The organism is Albimonas sp., from assembly GCF_055129145.1.
Map to the genome: position 1 here is coordinate 1 of NZ_JBSRTQ010000037.1, position 15,650 is coordinate 15,650.

The following is a 15,650-nucleotide window of genomic DNA, read 5'->3' on the forward strand; positions in this document are numbered from 1 at the left end:
GGTCGGGCCGCGCTAAAAACCTCCCCTCCCGGGGATCCAGTCGGTGCCGGCGAGCGGCACGCGCGCCATCGCCGCCGCCTCCAGGGTCAGGGCGCAGAGATCCTCCGGCTCGAGATTCGCGAGCCGCGATTTCCCGCAGGCCCGCGCGATGGTCTGCGCCTCCAGCGTCATGACCTTCAGGTAATTCGCGAGCCTGCGCCCCGCCGCCGCCGGATCGAGCCGGGCGGCGAGCGCGGGGTCCTGCGTGGTGATCCCCGCCGGATCGCGCCCCTCATGCCAGTCGTCATAGGCGCCCGGCACGGTGCCGAGATCGGCGTAATCCTCCGTCCAGCGCGGGTCGTTGTCGCCCAGCGCCACCAGCGCCGCGGTCCCGATCGACACCGCATCCGCCCCCAGCGCCAGCGCCTTCGCCACATCCGCCCCGTTGCGGATGCCGCCCGAGACGATGAGCTGCACTTTCCGGTGCATGCCGAGATCCTGCAGCGCCTGAACCGCCGGCCGGATGCAGGCGAGCGTCGGCAGGCCGACATGCTCGATGAACACCTCCTGCGTCGCCGCTGTGCCCCCCTGCATCCCGTCCAGCACCACCACATCCGCGCCGGCCTTCACGGCGAGCGCCACGTCGTAATAGGGCCGCGAGCCGCCGACCTTCACATAGATCGGCTTCTCCCAATCGGTGATCTCGCGCAGCTCGCCGATCTTGATCTCCAGATCATCCGGCCCGGTCCAGTCGGGGTGCCGACAGGCGGAGCGCTGGTCGATCCCCTCCGGCAAGTCCCGCATCCCCGCCACGCGCGCCGAGATCTTCTGGCCGAGCAGCATCCCCCCGCCGCCCGGCTTCGCGCCCTGACCGATGACGATCTCGATCGCGTCCGCCCGGCGCAGGTCGCGCGGGTTCATCCCGTAGCGGGACGGCAGATACTGATAGACGAGGATCTCCGAATGCCCCCGCTCCTCCTCCGTCATCCCGCCGTCGCCGGTCGTGGTGGACGTGCCGGCGGCCGAGGCCCCGCGGCCCAGAGCCTCCTTGGCCTGACCGGACAGCGAGCCGAAGGACATGCCCGCAATGGTGATCGGGATCTTCAGGTGGATCGGCTTCGACGCGAAGCGGTCGCCCAGCACGACGTCGGTTGCGCAGCGCTCGCGATACCCCTCCAGCGGGTAGCGCGAGACGGAGGCGCCGAGGAACAGCAGGTCGTCGAAATGCGGCAGGGCGCGCTTCGCGCCGGCTCCGCGGATGTCGTAAATGCCGGTCGCGGCGGCGCGGCGGATCTCCGACAGGGTGTAGTCGTCGAAGGTCGCGGACTTGCGGGGATGGGTTCGGGTCATGTCATCGGCCCTCAATAGGCGTCCGCGTTGTCGACGTCGAAATGGTAGAGCTTGCGGGCGGACCCGTAGCGGCGGAATGCGCCCGGATCGGCCTCGATCCCGGCGTCGGCCAGCAGCCCCGCCACCTCGGCGCGATGTTCGTCGCGCATCGGCTTCTCCACGCAGTCGGCGCCCAGGCTTTTCACGGTCCCGCGCACGTAGATCCGCGCCTCGTAGATCGAATCCCCCAGCGCCTCGCCCGCATCGCCCAGCACGACCATGCGGCCCGACTGGGCCATGAAGGCCGACATGTGCCCGATGGACCCGCCGACCACGATGTCGAGGCCCTTGAGCGAGATCCCGCAGCGCGACGCCGCCGAGCCGCGGATCACCAGCAAGCCGCCATGCCCCGTCGCGCCCGCGTATTGGGAGGCGTCGCCCTCCACCACCACGCGCCCGCCCATCATGTTCTCGGCAACCCCTGGCCCGGCCGAGCCATGCACCGTGATCGCCCCGGCCTCGTTCATGCCGCCGCAATAATAGCCGACGGAGCCCATCACCTCGATCTCGCAGGGCTTTTCGACCCCCACCGCCACCGAGTGCGCCCCGCGCGGGTTCAGCACTTCGAACCGGCCGTTGTCCGCGGCGTCGGGCAGGGCGTGCAGCGCGGCGTTCAGCGCGCGCAGCGGCTGGGAAGCAAGATCGAAGACCGGCATCTCAGCGCTCCCAGAAATAGACGGTGGCGGGCTCGGGCTCCCACACCCGGGCGGCCTCGATCCCCGGCAGCCCGGTCAGCGCCCGGTATTCGGACCCGAAGGCCACCCACTGGTCGGTCTCGGCCAAGACCGCCGGCTTGCAGGCGATGGGGTCGCGCAGCACGCCGAACCCCGACTTGGTCCCCACCACGAAGGTGTAAAACCCGTCGAGCCCGGTCAGCGCATCGTCCAGCGCCTGACCCAGGGAACGCCCCGCGCCCATGCGCGCGGTCAGCCACGCGGCGGCGACTTCCGAGTCATTCTCCGTCTCGAACCGCACCCCCTCGCGGATCATCTCGCGCCGCAGGTTGTTGTGGTTCGACAGCGAGCCGTTATGCACCAGGCACTGGTCCGGCCCGGTGGAGAACGGATGCGCGCCCAGCGTCGTCACCGCGCTTTCGGTCGCCATCCGCGTATGCCCGACCCCGTGCGAGCCCGCCATGGCGCGGATCCCGAAGCGGTCGACCACCGCGGCCGGCAGCCCGACTTCCTTGAAGATCTCCACCGCCTCGCCGGCCCCCGTGACGCGAATGCGGCCCAGGCTTTCGGCCGCCGCGCGCGCCTCCGCCATCCGCGAAAAATCCACCGACACCACCGCATGCGTGCTCTTGCGCGCCACGCCCGCGTCGAAAGCGGCCATCGCCGCCTCCAGCGCCGGGAAGTCCGCATCCGGCGCATCCGACTGCACGGTGATCCGCGCGCGGCCCGGCGCCGAGGCGCCATAGATCGCGATTCCGGCGCTGTCCGGCCCGCGGTCGGTCATCGTGACCAGCATGTCGGAGAGGAGCGCGCCGAGCCGCGGCTCCAGCGTCCGGTCCTTCAGGAACAGTCCGACGATTCCGCACATGCCAGGGGCCTCCATGGGGCGATGCCAAGACGCTAGCCCGCGCCGCGCGAGGCCGCAACGGAGAGGAAACATGATTTCCCCGCAGGAAACGCGGCCGGGCGACGCAGCCCTATCGCGGCGGGCCGGGCTGCGGGTAGCAGATGATCGAGAGATAGCGGGCCGGCAGCCGCACCAGCACTTCCGGCCCGTGTGGCGCGTCCGCCTCGAAATACAGGCTGTCGCCCGGCCCCATGTCGTAGATGGTCTCGCCATGCCGATACCCCAGCTCCCCGTCGAGCATGTGGATGAACTCCATCCCCTCATGCCGGAAGCTCGGGAACACGTCCGAATCCGTGGTCAGCGTGATCAGATAGGGCTCGACCACCACGCCCGCCGAGGCGCCGTCCGCATGCCCCAGCAGCGTGTACTGGTGCCCGGCCCGCGTCCCCCGCCGCTCCACGTCCACCCCCTCGCCGGCCTTCACATGCATCGCGCCGCGCGGCTCGTCATAACGCCGGAAGAGCCCGGTCAGCGGCACGCCGAGCCCCCGCGCCAAGGCCTGCAAGGTCGACAAGGACGGCGAGATGTTCCCGTTCTCGATCTTCGAAAGCATCCCCGGCGAGATCCCGGTCGCCGCCGCCAGATCGGTCATCGCCACGCCCAGCTTGGTGCGCAGCGTGCGGACCTCGTGCCCGATGGCCGTCTCAAGCCGGTTCTCCCTGGCCTCGCGCGGGGCGTGGGGGTCCTGGTTGAGGCCGGGGGGGCGGGCCATGGCGGTCATCCTCGTGGTCTGGCTTTCTCCTCGGTACCGGAATTTTCCCCCGGCGCAAGCGCAGCGGCCCGGGCGTCCCGCGGCGCGACGCCGAACGCCTCGCGATGCGCCCGCGCGAAATGGGAGGCGGAGGAAAACCCCGCCGCATGGGCGATCTCGGCCACCGAAAGCGGGCTCTGCGCCAGCAGCCGCCGCGCATGGGCGAGCCGGAGCCCCCGATGCGCGGCCCGCGGGGTGGTGCCCAGATGGTCGCGGAACAGCCGATCCAGCTGCCGCGGCCCCACGCCGGCCAACCGCGCCAGCGCGGCGCGGGGCGCGGGCGCGTCCAGGCTCGCCTCCAGTTTTTCGAGCGCCGCCAGCAGCCCCGGATGGTTCACCCCCCACCGCTCGGCGAGGCCGCCTCGCTGCGGGGCCGCGGGGGCCGCGACCTCCGCGTGCAAGAACCAGTCGGAGACGCGGCGCGCGAAGGCCGCTCCCATCCGCTCCGCGATCAGCGCGTGCATCAGGTCCAGCGGCGCGACGCCGCCGCCGCAGGTGATCCGGTCGCGGTCGATCACGTAGCGGGTCTGGGTCGGCGTCAGGTCCGGGAACGCCTCCGCCAGCGCCGCGGCATGTTCCCAATGCAGGGTGAAATCCCGCCCTCCCAGAACGCCCGCCGCCGCCAGCAGCCATGCCCCGCCAGAGATCCCGCCCAGCCGAACCCCGTCCCGCGCCTGCCCCCGCAGGCAGGCATGGACGGCAGGCCACGCCCAGTCCGCCGGGCGCCCCCCCGCGCAGACCAGCAGCACCGAAAGCCCGGCGCCGCGCCCGGGCAGGGGGCCTGCGGGGATCAGCGCGCCCGAGGACGCCGCCACGCTCGCCCCGCCCCCCGGCCCGAAGGCGCGGACGCGGTAGATCTCCCGCCCGGCGATCAGGTTCGCGGCCCGCAGCGGCTCTGAGGCCGCCGCATAGGACATCAGCGCGAAGCCGGGGATCAGCAGGAAGCCCACCGTCTGAACGGCCCGGTCGCCGGGGCCGAGAGCGGGGCGGGAAGGGGAGGCGGCGCACATGTCCCCTTCATATCCGAAACCGTCTTTTTCATGCAATCGCCCGGCCCGCCGCCGCCCCATGATCCGCTCCAGCCGCCGCCGCCCCTCGGAGCCCCCCATGCGATACTCCGCGCTTCGCCTGGTCGCCGACGCCATACGCGGGACCCCACCCCGCGCGCCGGCCTGGCGTTCCCCCGAGCCCAAGGCCGCCTATGACGTGGTGATCGTGGGCGGCGGCGGCCACGGGCTCGCCACCGCCTGGCAGCTCGCCGCCCGCTACGGGATCGCCAATGTCGCGGTGCTGGAGAAGGGCTATGTCGGCTCCGGCAATGTCGGGCGCAACACGACGATCATCCGCTCCAACTACCTGCTGCCGGGCAACAACCCGTTCTACGAGCTATCGATGAAGCTGTGGGAGCGGCTGGAGCAGGACCTGAACTTCAACGCCATGGTCTCGCAGCGGGGCGTCGCCAACCTCTGGCACAGCGACGGCCAGCGCGACGCCTATCGCAGGCGGGGCAACGCCATGCGCCTGCACGGGGTCGACGCCGAGATGTGGGACGAGGCCCAGGTCCGCGCGAAAATGCCCTTCCTCGACTTCGAGAACGCCCGCTTTCCGGTCCGCGGCGCGCTGGTGCAGCCCCGCGGCGGCACGGTGCGCCATGACGCGGTCGCCTGGGGCTACGCCCGCGCCGCCTCGGCCCTGGGCGTCGACATCATCCCCCATTGCGAGGTCACCGCCATCCGCCGCGACGGCGAGACGGCGACGGGCGTCGAGACCACCCGCGGCGAGATCCGCTGCAAGCGCCTCGCGCTCGCCACCGCCGGCCATTCCTCGCGCACCGCGCAGATGGCGGGCCTTACCCTCCCCATCGAGTCCCACGTCCTGCAGGCCTTCGTGTCGGAGGGGCTCAAGCCGCTGATCCCCAACGTCATCACCTTCGGCGCCGGGCATTTCTACGTCAGCCAGTCCGACAAGGGCGGCCTCGTCTTCGGCGGGGACATCGACGGCTGGAACTCCTATGCGCAGCGCGGCGGGCTCGCGACGGTGGAACATGTGGTGGAGGCCGGCGTCTCCATGATCCCCGCGCTGTCCCGCGTGAAACTGCTGCGTGGCTGGGGCGGCGTGATGGACATGACCATGGACGGCTCCCCGATCATCGACCGGGCGCTGGACAACCTCTATCTGAACGCCGGCTGGTGCTATGGCGGCTTCAAGGCCACTCCCGCCTCCGGCCTATGCTTCGCGCATCTCATCGCCACGGGCGCGCCGCATCCGGCGGCCGAGGCCTACCGGCTCGACCGTTTCGCCCGCGGCGCGTTGCTTGACGAGAAGGGCGCCGGCCCCTTCCCCAACCTGCACTGAGGGGCTCCGGACCATGGCCAGCCTGATCGCCTGCCCCCATTGCGGCCCCCGCCCGCGCGAGGAGTTTTCGGTGCGCGGCGACGCCGCCCCGGTCCGCCCCGCGCCCGAGGCCCCGCAGGCCGACTGGCTCGCCTATCTCTACGCCCGCGAAAACCCGCGCGGGCGCCACCGCGAACACTGGCGCCATGCGGGCGGTTGCGGCCGCTGGCTGGTGGTGACCCGGGACACCGCCACCCATGAGGTCTTTTCGGTGGAGGACGTCGCGCCATGACCGCCCGTCGCCTCCCCTCCGGCGGCCGAATCGACCGCGCGCGCCCGCTCCGCTTCACCTTCGACGGCCACGGCTACCAGGGCTTCGCCGGCGACACCCTCGCCTCCGCCCTGCTGGCCGCGGGGCAGGACACGCTCGCCCGCTCCTTCAAATACCACCGCCGCCGCGGCCCCCTGACCGCCGGTTCCGCCGAGCCCAACGCGCTGGTCGCCACCGGAACCGGAGGCCGCCGCGAACCCAACGTCCGCGCCACCACAATCCCCCTGACCGAGGGCCTCGTCGCCGAAAGCCAGAACCGTTTTCCCAGCCTGCGCTTCGACCTCGGTTCCGTCGCCGGCCTCTTCGCCCCGCTGCTCGGCGCCGGTTTCTATTACAAGACCTTCATGTGGCCCCCGGCGTTCTGGGAGCGGGTCTACGAGCCCCTGATCCGCCGCGCCGCCGGCCTCGGTCGCGCCGGGACCGAGCCCGACCCCGATGCCTATGCGAAACGCTGGGCGCATTGCGACCTGCTGGTCATCGGGGCCGGCCCCGCCGGCATCGCCGCCGCCCTCACCGCCGCCGCCGCGGGGGCCAAGGTGATCCTGGCCGACGAGGGCGAGGCCCCCGGCGGCGGTCTCCTCGACCTGCCTGCGGGCGAGGGCCCCGACCCCACAGCTCTCCTCGCCTCCGGCGCGTTGCAGATCCTCCCCCGGACCACCGTCTTCGGCTGGTATGACGACAACGTCTTCGGCGCGCTCGAAACCGTCGCCAAACCCCTCCCCGCGCCGCCCCTCCCGGCCGAGCGTCTCTGGCGGATCGCCGCGCGCGAGGCGCTGCTCTGCGCCGGCGCCGACGAGCGGCCGCTGGTCTTCCCCGGCAACGACCTCCCCGGCATCGCGCTCGCCGGCGCCATGCGCCGTCACCTCAACCGCCACGCCGTGGCCCCCGGCGCCCGCGTCGCCGTCGTCACCAACGGGCCATCGGGCCACGCCCTGGCCCGGAACCTGGAGGCCGCGGGGGTCGAAGTCGCTCAAATCCTCTCCCTCGACCAGCCGGGGCAGGGCGCCACCCTCGCCGCGCTTGGCCGCCGCCGCCTCCGCGCCGTCGAGATCGACGGCAAACGCATCGAGGCCGACGCCCTCGCCATCTCCGGCGGCTGGAGCCCGCTGATCCAGCTCGCCTGCCAGCGCGGCGCCCGGCCCGAGTGGTCGGCCGAGCGCGCCGCCTTCCTCGTCCCCGACCAGCCGGGCCTTGCGCTGGCCGGCGCCGCCCGCGGCCTTTCGGGCATCGAGGCCTGCCTCGGCGACGGCGCCGCCGCGGCGGTCGCCGCGCTGACCCGCCTCGGGCTATCCGCCGAGCCCGCCTTCCCTCCGGCGCGCGAGGACACGGCCCCGCCGCCGCCACGCCTCCCGCTTTCCGCCCCGGGCCGGGCGGGCCTTCGAAAGGCCTTCGTCGACTTCCAGAACGACGTGACGCTCACCGACCTCGCGGCGGCCGAGGCCGAAGGCTATGGCGACCCCGAGCTCGCCAAGCGCTACACCACCGCCGGCATGGCCACCGATCAGGGCCGCACCTCCGGCGTCAACGCCGCCCTCGCGCTCGCCGCGCTGCGCGGCCTCCCCCCCGGCGCCGTCCCCCTCACCACCATGCGCCCGCCCTTCGCCCCGATCAGCCTCGGGGCGCTGGCCGGCCCGCACCGGGGCGCCCATTTCCAGCCCGTCCGCCGCACGCCGCTCCACGCCTGGTCCGCCGCCCGGGGCGCCGTCTTCGTCGAAACCGGCCAATGGCTCCGCCCCGCCTGGTTCCCCGCCCCCGGCGAGACCCATTGGCGCGTCAGCGCGGAACGCGAAGCCCGCGCCGTCCGCGCCGCCGCCGGCCTCTGCGACGTCTCCACCCTTGGCAAGATCGAGGTGCTTGGCCCCGACGCCGCCGCCTTCCTCGACCGGGTCTATTGCAACGGCATCGCCACGCTCCCCGTCGGCCGCGCCCGCTACGCCCTGATGCTGCGCGAGGATGGTCACGTGCTTGACGACGGCACGGTCGCCCGCCTCGCCCCCGACCGCTTCTTCGTCACCACGACCACCGCGGCCGCCGCCCCCGCCTTCGCGCATATGGAGTTCTGCGCCCAGGTCCTCTGGCCCGATCTCGACGTCCGCATGGCGTCGGTCACCGACCACTGGGCGCAGCTCGCCGTGGCCGGCCCCAATTCCCGCGCCATCCTCGGCCGGGTGGTGGACGCCGACCTCTCGGACGAGGCCTTCCCCTACATGGCCGCCGCCGAGGTCACGCTCTTCGGGGGCCGCCTCCCCGCTCGCCTCTATCGCCTGTCCTATTCCGGCGAGCGCGCCTACGAGATCGCCGTCCCCGCCGCCTGGGGCCCCGCCCTCGCCGACGCGCTGACCGAGGCCGCCGACGGCGCCCTCACCCCCTACGGCGCCGAGGCGCTGGCGATCCTGCGCATCGAAAAGGGCCACGTCACCCATGCCGAGATCAACGGCACGGCGACCGCCGCCGATCTCGGCCTCGGCCGCATGGCGCGCATGGAAAAACCGGATTTCATCGGCCGCGCCCTCCTCTCCCTCCCCGGCCTGACCGACCCCCGACGCTTGCAACTCTGCGGCCTGATCCCCCTCGACCCCGCCGGCGAGATCCGCGCCGGCGCCCACGTGCTGAACCAGGGCGAGGCCCCCACGCTCGAGGCCGACCAGGGCCACGTCACCTCCGCCACCCTCTCCCCCCATCTCGGCCACGCCATCGGGCTGGCGCTGGTCCGCGGCGGCGCCGCGCGCATGGGCGAGGCCGTCGCCGTCTGGGACGGCCTCGCCGGAACCACGACCCCCGCCCGCATCGTCGCGCCCGTCTTCCTCGACCCCGAGGGGGCCCGCCTCCGCGCCCCGGCCCCGCCCCCCGGCGCCCCCCTGCCGCCCCCCGCCCTCAATCCCACGCCCGCGCTGACGCTCGTCCCCGCCTCCTCCGGCCGCGCCGGCGCCCCCGGCCTGCGCCTGACCGCGCTGCCCGAGGGCCCCGTCCTCCACGTCTTCGCCGCCCCCGGGCGGCCCACGCCCCCCACCGGGTCCGCTGAAATCCCCTGTCCGGTCCGCTTCGCCGGCCCCGGCCGCTGGCTCGTCTTCGGCCCCCCCGGCCCCCTCCCCGAAGACGCCCTGACCACCGACGTCTCCGGCGCCTGGATCCGCCTGCGCATCGAGGGCCCCGCCGCCGCCGCGCTGCTCGCCGCCGGAACCGGCGCCCAACTCGACCCCGAGGCCTTCCCCGAGGGCCATTCCATCCTCACCCAATGGAACCACCACGTTCTCTCCCTCGCGCGCCTCGGCCCCGAGCGCTGGGAGATCGCCGTCACCCGCTCCCGCGCCCTCGACCTCTGGCACGCCCTCCTCGCCGCCGGCGCCGAGTTCGGCCTGGAGGTCGCCGCCCCGCCCCCCTGACCGGCGCCCCTTTCGCGCCCCGCCTCTCCCGCGCGTCGGGTGGTCTCGTCATGCCCCGCTCCCGCGTGCCGGGTCTTCGACGGCCCCTGCTTCGCCGCTGGCGTCGCAATCCGGGGGCGGGGCCGCGCCGCTCTTCTCGCCAACGTCGTTGCCGCCGCTCGCCGCGTTGCGCGACAGCGCCCCGCCGCCTCCCCCGCGACGACGCGCGCCGTGGGAAGGGTTTCGTCGGGGCGGCCGGCGCCGCATCATCGCGCAACGCCCCGCGCGCCCTCCGCGTCCGGACCAGCCCAAGGACCGTTCCGACCCATGAAGACGCTCCGCGCCCTCGCATCGCTCCGCCGGATCGACGCCGTCTCCCGTCTCGCCGCCCGGGGCGGGGCGCTGGCGCTGGCGGGGATGGTCGCGCTGCTGGGAGGGCAGGCGGCGCTGCGTCTCCTCGGGGGCGAGCGCGCGGCCTGGAGCGTCGAGCTCGTCTGGATGGCGATGGCGGCGGCGTTCCTGCTCGGCCTTGGCCAGGCCGTGCGCGTCGACCGGTTCGCCGGCGCCGCCCTTCTCCCCGCCCGCCTTGGCGCCCGGATCCGCGGCGCGGTGGAACTCTGCGCCCTCGCGCCGCTCTGCGCCGGGGCGGCCTGGTTCGGCTGGGACCGGGCGATCTTCGCCTTCCTCCACGACCGGGTCGATCCGATCTCCGACTGGGGGCCGAAGCTGTGGCCGTTCCTGACGCTGCTCGCCGTCGGGCTGACCCTGTTCGCGCTGCAGCTCGGGGCCGACGGGCTGCGCCGGATCCTCGGCCATGCCGATGCGCCGGGGGCGGGCGGCGCCGGGCGGAGGGACCGGGCGTGACCGACCTCGTCGCCCCCCTGATGATCCCCGCTCTGCTGGCGCTGACCCTCGCGGGCGCGCCGGTCGCCTATGCGCTGCTGGTCGCCGCCGCCGCCGGCTCCGCCGTGATCTTCGGCGACAATCTCTTCCAGCTGCTGCACCGGACGGTCGAGACCTCCGCCTCCGCCTACGCGCTGACCGCCGCGCCGCCCTTTCTGCTGATGGCCGCGATCCTGCGCCGGGCATTCCCGGGCGCGACGTTTCCGGCGGCGCCGTCGCTGGCGGCGGCGGTGGTCTACGCCTCCGTCGCGGGGCTGGGCGCGCCGGCCACGGCGGCGGGGCTGATCGGGCCCGTGGCGATCCTTGCGGCGCTGCATTCCTGGCGGAACCCGCCGCGGGGGCCGACCCCGCTCGCCCCCGCGCTCCTGATCGTCGCCGTGCTGGTCCTGATGCTGGGCCGCCTCGTCTCCCCGGCCGAGGCCGGGGCGCTGGGCGCGCTCGCCGCCGCCGGGCTGGCCTTCGCCTTCGGCCCCGGTCCCCGGCTTTCCACCCTGGCCGAGGCGGCGCTCGACACCGCGACGCTTCTGCTCACGCTCTGCGCCGGGCTGTTCTTCGCGGGCGTGTTCATCGCCGCGGGGGGCGGGACGATGGTTGCGGATCTGGCGGGGGGGACGCGCGGCCTCGTCGTCCTCGGTCTCGTCGCCGTGGCGCTGGTCTCGCTCGCGGTCGGGCCGGTCGCCGCGATGCTGGTCTGCGCCCCGATCCTCGCGCCGCTGGTCCGCGGGGGGGGGGCGGACCCCGTGTGGTTCGCCGCCCTCTTCCTGCTCGCCGCTCAGGCGGGCGCGCTCATCGACCCGCGCGCCCCCCGCGCCTCCCTCCTCCCCGCCGCCGCGCAGATCGCCGTCATCGCCGCCGCAGCCCTTCTCCCCGCGCTCGTCACCTGGGCGCCGGACCTCCTCGGCAGGCGCTGAGGCCTTTCCGCAGGGTGGATGCGCCGTCCGGCCCTCGACGCCTCCGCCCGCCGCGTGCAACACATCATCCGGGCGCTCGGCCCATAGCCATCGAGGGATGCGGGATGGATACGGACGTCGCGATCATCGGGGCCGGGATCATCGGCGTCACGGCCGCCTTCCGCCTGCAGGAGGCCGGGCTGCGCGTGACCCTGATCGAGCGGAACGGCGTCGGCCGGGGCGCGAGCTTCGGCAACGCCGGCGCGCTCGCCTTCGACGATATCGAGCCGCTGGCCTCGCCCGGCGCGCTGCGTCGCGCGCCGCGCTGGCTGGTCGACCCGCTCGGCCCCCTGTCGCTGCCCCCCGCCTATCTGCCCGCCATCGCGCCCTGGCTCTGGCGCTTCTTCCGCGCCGCGCGCCCCGCCACCTATGCGAAGGGCCGCGAGACCCATGCCGGCATGATGCGCCTGGCGTCCGCCGAGAGCGCGTCGCTGGTCGCCGCCGCCGATCTCGGCCACATGATCCGCGCCGAGGGGGCGCTGGAGCTTTACGAGGACCGCGCCGCCTTCGACGCCGCACGCCCCGTCTGGGAGGCGCGCCGCGACCACGGCATCGAGCACCGGATCCTCGACCGCGACGCGATCGAGGCCCTGCAGCCCGGCCTCGCCCCCGAATTCGCCCAGGGCGCCTTCATGCCCGGCTGGCGGGCGGTGTCGGACCCGTTCGACTACACCCGCGCGCTCGCCGCCGCCGCCATGGCCCGCGGCGCCGAAGTGCGAAAGGGCGAGGCCGAGGCGGTGATCCCCGATGGCGAGACCGTCTCCGTCCGCCTGACCTCCGGCGGAACCGTCGCCGCGCGAAAAGTGCTGATCGCCGCCGGGGCCTGGTCGAAGCGCCTCGTCGAACCTCTCGGCGAGACCGCACCGCTGGAGACGGAGCGCGGCTACAACACCACCCTCCCCCCCGGCGCCTTCGATCTGCGCCAGCACATCACCTTCTCCGCCCACGGTTTCGTAGTTTCGCGCCTCACCTCCGGCATCCGGGTCGGCGGCGCGGTGGAACTGGCCGGGCTGAAGCGCCCCCCCGACTTCCGCCGGGCGCAGGCGATGCTGGCCAAGGCGAAACGCTTCCTCCCCGGCCTCGAAACCGAGGGCGGGACCCAGTGGATGGGGTTTCGGCCTTCCATGCCCGACTCGGTCCCCGCCATCGGGGCCGTCCGGCGCGACCCCCGCGTGCTCTACGCCTTCGGGCACGGGCATCTGGGCATGACCCAGTCGTCGGGCACCGCCCGCCTGGTCGCCGACCTGGCGCTGGGCCGGGCCCCGGCGCTCGATCTCGCGCCGTTCTCCCTCGCCCGCTTCGCCTGAGGCCCCCATGCGCCACGCGTTCTTCTGCCTCGACGGGCACACCTGCGGCAATCCGGTGCGGCTGGTGGCCGGCGGCGGCCCGATCCTGGCCGGCGAGACCATGCTGGAGAAGCGCGCCGACTTCCTCGCGCATCATGACTGGATCCGCCGCGGCCTGATGTTCGAGCCGCGCGGCCATGACATGATGTCGGGCGCGATCCTCTACCCCCCGACCCGGCCCGATTGCGACGTGGCGGTGCTCTATATCGAGACGTCGGGCTGCCTGCCGATGTGCGGTCACGGAACCATCGGGACGGTGACCATGGCGCTCGAACACGGGCTGGTCACGCCGCGCGAGCCCGGGACCTTGCGCCTCGACACCCCCGCCGGCGTGGTGGTGGTCCGCTACCGGCAGGCGGACGGCTTCATCGAAGAAGTCCGCCTCACCAACGTTCCCGCCTATCTGCATGCGGAGGGCATCGCGGTCGACCATCCCGCGCTGGGCCGCCTCACCGTCGACGTGGCCTATGGCGGCAATTTCTACGCCATCGTCGACCCGCAGCCGAATTTCCGCGACATGGCTGATTTCACCGCCGGAGAGCTCATCGCCCACTCGGCCCCGCTGCGCGCCGCGCTGAACCAGGCGCATGACTTCGTCCACCCCGAGGCGCCCGCGATCCGCGGCCTGTCGCATATCCTGTGGACCGGGGCGCCCCTCGCCCGCGATTCCACCGCGCGCAACGCGGTCTTCTACGGCGACAAGGCCATCGACCGCAGCCCCTGCGGGACCGGCACCTCCGCTCGCATGGCGCAATGGGCGGCGCAGGGGCGGCTCGCCCCCGGCGAGGATTTCGTGCACGAGAGCATCATCGGCTCCCGCTTCCATGGCCGGATCGAGGCGGCGGCCGAGGTGGCGGGGCGCCCGGCCATCGTGCCTTCGGTCGCAGGCTGGGCTCGCCTAACGGGAATAAATACTATCTTTATTGACGACCGCGACCCCTATGCCCACGGATTCCAGGTTGTCTGAACGCGTCCCCGATCCCACCTCTTCCCCGCCCATGGCCCCTGCCCGATGATCGACATCGTCGCGGAGCGGGACGCCTATCTCGCCGACCATCCCGAACGCCCGGTCACCATCGGCGGCCGGCGCTGGGGGATGATCGAAACCCCGCCGCCCGCCTCCGCCGACGCCGCCGCCGACGCTCCCCCCAAGACCCTGCTGCTGCTGCCCGGCACGCTGGGGCGCGCCGATATCCTGTGGCGGGTGATGGCGCGGCTCGAGGGGCGGGCGCGGCTGATCTCGGTCACCTATCCCGCCACCCATGATCTCACGGTCTGGTGCGACGACCTGGTGCGGCTGCTGGACCGGGTCGGGGCGGACCGCGCCTCGGTCTTCGGCGCCTCGCTCGGCGGGTTCGTGGCGCAGCATCTCGCCGCGCGCCGCCCGGACCGGATCGAGCGTCTGGTGGCGGCCAGCACCATCGCCTCGGTCGGGTTCCTCGCCGATCTGCGGCCCTTCGCAGGCGACCCGATGTCCACGCCGATGACCGCGGTGCGCGAGGGCTTCGGCCGCGGACTGCAGGGCTGGGCGGTGCGCCACCCCTCCCAGGCCGACGTGGTGGCGCTGCTGCTGGCCGAGATCCGCGGCCGAATCCCCGCCCGCCTGATGCGCGCCCGCCTGATGGCGCTGCGCCACGCGCCGCCGCCGCCGCCGCAGAGCCTGCCGGCGGAGGCGATATCGGTGATCGAGGCCGAGGACGACCCGGTGCTGCCCGCCGTCCGGCGCGAGGAGCTGCGCGCCCAGCTGCGCCCCGGCGTCATCTACCGCTTCGCCGAGGGCGGGCATCACGCCTTCATCATGCGCCCCGCCCTCTACGCCGCCGCGATGGCCGAGGGGTTGGGCCTCGATCCTCCCGGCGCCGGCCCCTGGGGGACGGGGGCGCTCCGGGTCCGCTAGGGGGGGACGGGTCCGGGCCTCGTCGCCTCGCGGCGACATCGTCCCGCCCGCCGTCCCCCCGCGCCGCCTCAGGCCGCCCCGATCAGGCGGCGTCCAGCCGGATCTCGCCGCCCTGCAGGAAGCAGGCCCGGTCGAAGAGCGCCAGGTCCAGCGGATTGGGCAGGCGGATGTCGGCCCGGTCCGGCACGGGTTTGCGCGCGGGATCATAGCGCCGGTCGATCTGGGAGAGGCAGGCGACGACGACCCCGCTGCGCGAAGCGAACCCCTTCAGCGCCGCCACCTGGGCGGAGAGCGGCGGGCGGGAGCGGGGCTGGTCGAGGATCTGCAGATAGTCGATCACCGCCACGTCGCCGGGGAACGCCCCGGACAGGCGCGCGATGACGTGGTCGGCGCAGATCTCGTCCGTGGCCTCGATGGAAAGTCCGCGGGGCAGGGCGGGAATGTAGGGGGGCAGGGCGGGGAGGCGGGCGCGGGTCTCCGCCTCGGTCCATTCCAGAGTGAAGAAGGCGGCGCGGCGGCCGGCGCGGGCGGCTTCGGCGGCGAGGGCGAGACCCAGCCGCGTCTTGCCCTGAAGCGGGCGGGCCGCGATCAGCGCGAGGTCGCCCGGTCGCAGGTCGGCGAGCAGGCGGGCGGCAGGGTCAGGCGCAGGCCGGGCGGCGGCGCGGGCGGCGAGCAGGCTCCACCCGGAAAACCCCTCTTCCCGCGCCACGGCATCGAGCGCCGCGTGCAGCGGCGCCCCGGTGCGGCGCGCCAACAGCCTGGCGCGGCGTTTCAGAACGTGGATCGGCGTCGAAACCATCGGAAACCTCCCGAGCCTGCGACGCATC

At 73.8% G+C, this 15,650-nt stretch carries 14 protein-coding genes; 8 read left to right on the top strand and 6 right to left on the bottom strand.

What is annotated here, in order from left to right; genetic code table 11:
• Positions 1-12: 12 nt before the first annotated feature.
• The 5 genes from ACTB72_RS08290 to ACTB72_RS08310 form a co-directional block, all read right to left on the bottom strand.
• On the bottom strand, positions 13-1,329 hold the full coding sequence (locus ACTB72_RS08290) for an FMN-binding glutamate synthase family protein (protein WP_463036517.1): 1,317 nt from the start codon (positions 1,327-1,329) through the stop codon (positions 13-15).
• An 11-nt stretch (positions 1,330-1,340) separates the two neighbouring features.
• Positions 1,341-2,024, bottom strand: a complete 684-nt coding sequence (locus ACTB72_RS08295; RefSeq protein ID WP_463036518.1) for a GltB/FmdC/FwdC-like GXGXG domain-containing protein — start codon at positions 2,022-2,024, stop codon at positions 1,341-1,343.
• Position 2,025: 1 nt separating this feature from the next.
• Positions 2,026-2,910: a class II glutamine amidotransferase gene (locus tag ACTB72_RS08300; protein WP_463036519.1), complete on the bottom strand. Its 885-nt coding sequence runs from the start codon at positions 2,908-2,910 to the stop codon at positions 2,026-2,028.
• Between the two features lie 109 nt (positions 2,911-3,019).
• Positions 3,020-3,661 (bottom strand): helix-turn-helix domain-containing protein, encoded by a 642-nt coding sequence (locus tag ACTB72_RS08305; RefSeq protein ID WP_463036520.1) that lies wholly within the window; start codon positions 3,659-3,661, stop codon positions 3,020-3,022.
• Positions 3,662-3,666: 5 nt separating this feature from the next.
• The gene (locus tag ACTB72_RS08310) at positions 3,667-4,710 is read right to left on the bottom strand and encodes a GlxA family transcriptional regulator (protein WP_463036521.1); all 1,044 of its coding nucleotides are present in this window, start codon (positions 4,708-4,710) and stop codon (positions 3,667-3,669) included.
• 97 nt (positions 4,711-4,807) lie between these two features.
• Between ACTB72_RS08310 and ACTB72_RS08315 the strand changes: the two genes are divergently transcribed.
• The 8 genes from ACTB72_RS08315 to ACTB72_RS08350 all read left to right on the top strand — a co-directional run bounded on the left by ACTB72_RS08315 (position 4,808) and on the right by ACTB72_RS08350 (position 14,823).
• Positions 4,808-6,055, top strand: a complete 1,248-nt coding sequence (locus ACTB72_RS08315) for a sarcosine oxidase subunit beta family protein (RefSeq protein ID WP_463036522.1) — start codon at positions 4,808-4,810, stop codon at positions 6,053-6,055.
• Between the two features lie 13 nt (positions 6,056-6,068).
• Entirely contained in the window at positions 6,069-6,326 is a 258-nt protein-coding gene (locus ACTB72_RS08320) for a sarcosine oxidase subunit delta (RefSeq protein WP_463036523.1), read from the top strand.
• On the top strand, positions 6,323-9,748 hold the full coding sequence (locus ACTB72_RS08325; protein WP_463036524.1) for a sarcosine oxidase subunit alpha family protein: 3,426 nt from the start codon (positions 6,323-6,325) through the stop codon (positions 9,746-9,748). Before ACTB72_RS08320 ends, ACTB72_RS08325 begins: the two co-directional genes overlap by 4 nt.
• Positions 9,749-10,054: 306 nt before the next feature.
• Positions 10,055-10,591 (top strand): TRAP transporter small permease subunit, encoded by a 537-nt coding sequence (locus ACTB72_RS08330; protein ID WP_463036525.1) that lies wholly within the window; start codon positions 10,055-10,057, stop codon positions 10,589-10,591.
• Entirely contained in the window at positions 10,588-11,541 is a 954-nt protein-coding gene (locus ACTB72_RS08335) for a TRAP transporter large permease subunit (protein WP_463036526.1), read from the top strand. Before ACTB72_RS08330 ends, ACTB72_RS08335 begins: the two co-directional genes overlap by 4 nt.
• Positions 11,542-11,645: 104 nt before the next feature.
• Positions 11,646-12,887 carry an NAD(P)/FAD-dependent oxidoreductase gene (locus tag ACTB72_RS08340; RefSeq protein WP_463036527.1) on the top strand — a complete coding sequence of 414 codons (1,242 nt, stop codon included), beginning with the start codon at positions 11,646-11,648 and terminating at the stop codon, positions 12,885-12,887.
• Positions 12,888-12,894: 7 nt separating this feature from the next.
• Complete coding sequence (locus tag ACTB72_RS08345; protein WP_463036528.1) at positions 12,895-13,893, top strand: 4-hydroxyproline epimerase; 999 nt, start codon at positions 12,895-12,897, stop codon at positions 13,891-13,893.
• 45 nt (positions 13,894-13,938) lie between these two features.
• Positions 13,939-14,823: an alpha/beta fold hydrolase gene (locus ACTB72_RS08350; protein ID WP_463036529.1), complete on the top strand. Its 885-nt coding sequence runs from the start codon at positions 13,939-13,941 to the stop codon at positions 14,821-14,823.
• 82 nt (positions 14,824-14,905) lie between these two features.
• Here the strand turns inward: ACTB72_RS08350 and ACTB72_RS08355 are convergent, their stop codons facing one another.
• On the bottom strand, positions 14,906-15,622 hold the full coding sequence (locus ACTB72_RS08355) for a DNA helicase (RefSeq protein ID WP_463036530.1): 717 nt from the start codon (positions 15,620-15,622) through the stop codon (positions 14,906-14,908).
• Positions 15,623-15,650: the final 28 nt, after the last annotated feature.

What these genes read in the sequence shown, in the direction of transcription:
- ACTB72_RS08290 (WP_463036517.1), bottom strand. Translation starts at nt 1,329, where the DNA reads ATGACCCGAACCCATCCCCGCAAGTCCGCGACCTTCGACGACTACACC.
- ACTB72_RS08295 (WP_463036518.1), bottom strand. Translation starts at nt 2,024, where the DNA reads ATGCCGGTCTTCGATCTTGCTTCCCAGCCGCTGCGCGCGCTGAACGCC.
- ACTB72_RS08300 (WP_463036519.1), bottom strand. Translation starts at nt 2,910, where the DNA reads ATGTGCGGAATCGTCGGACTGTTCCTGAAGGACCGGACGCTGGAGCCG.
- ACTB72_RS08305 (WP_463036520.1), bottom strand. Translation starts at nt 3,661, where the DNA reads ATGGCCCGCCCCCCCGGCCTCAACCAGGACCCCCACGCCCCGCGCGAG.
- ACTB72_RS08310 (WP_463036521.1), bottom strand. Translation starts at nt 4,710, where the DNA reads ATGTGCGCCGCCTCCCCTTCCCGCCCCGCTCTCGGCCCCGGCGACCGG.
- ACTB72_RS08315 (WP_463036522.1), top strand. Translation starts at nt 4,808, where the DNA reads ATGCGATACTCCGCGCTTCGCCTGGTCGCCGACGCCATACGCGGGACC.
- ACTB72_RS08320 (WP_463036523.1), top strand. Translation starts at nt 6,069, where the DNA reads ATGGCCAGCCTGATCGCCTGCCCCCATTGCGGCCCCCGCCCGCGCGAG.
- ACTB72_RS08325 (WP_463036524.1), top strand. Translation starts at nt 6,323, where the DNA reads ATGACCGCCCGTCGCCTCCCCTCCGGCGGCCGAATCGACCGCGCGCGC.
- ACTB72_RS08330 (WP_463036525.1), top strand. Translation starts at nt 10,055, where the DNA reads ATGAAGACGCTCCGCGCCCTCGCATCGCTCCGCCGGATCGACGCCGTC.
- ACTB72_RS08340 (WP_463036527.1), top strand. Translation starts at nt 11,646, where the DNA reads ATGGATACGGACGTCGCGATCATCGGGGCCGGGATCATCGGCGTCACG.
- ACTB72_RS08345 (WP_463036528.1), top strand. Translation starts at nt 12,895, where the DNA reads ATGCGCCACGCGTTCTTCTGCCTCGACGGGCACACCTGCGGCAATCCG.
- ACTB72_RS08350 (WP_463036529.1), top strand. Translation starts at nt 13,939, where the DNA reads ATGATCGACATCGTCGCGGAGCGGGACGCCTATCTCGCCGACCATCCC.
- ACTB72_RS08355 (WP_463036530.1), bottom strand. Translation starts at nt 15,622, where the DNA reads ATGGTTTCGACGCCGATCCACGTTCTGAAACGCCGCGCCAGGCTGTTG.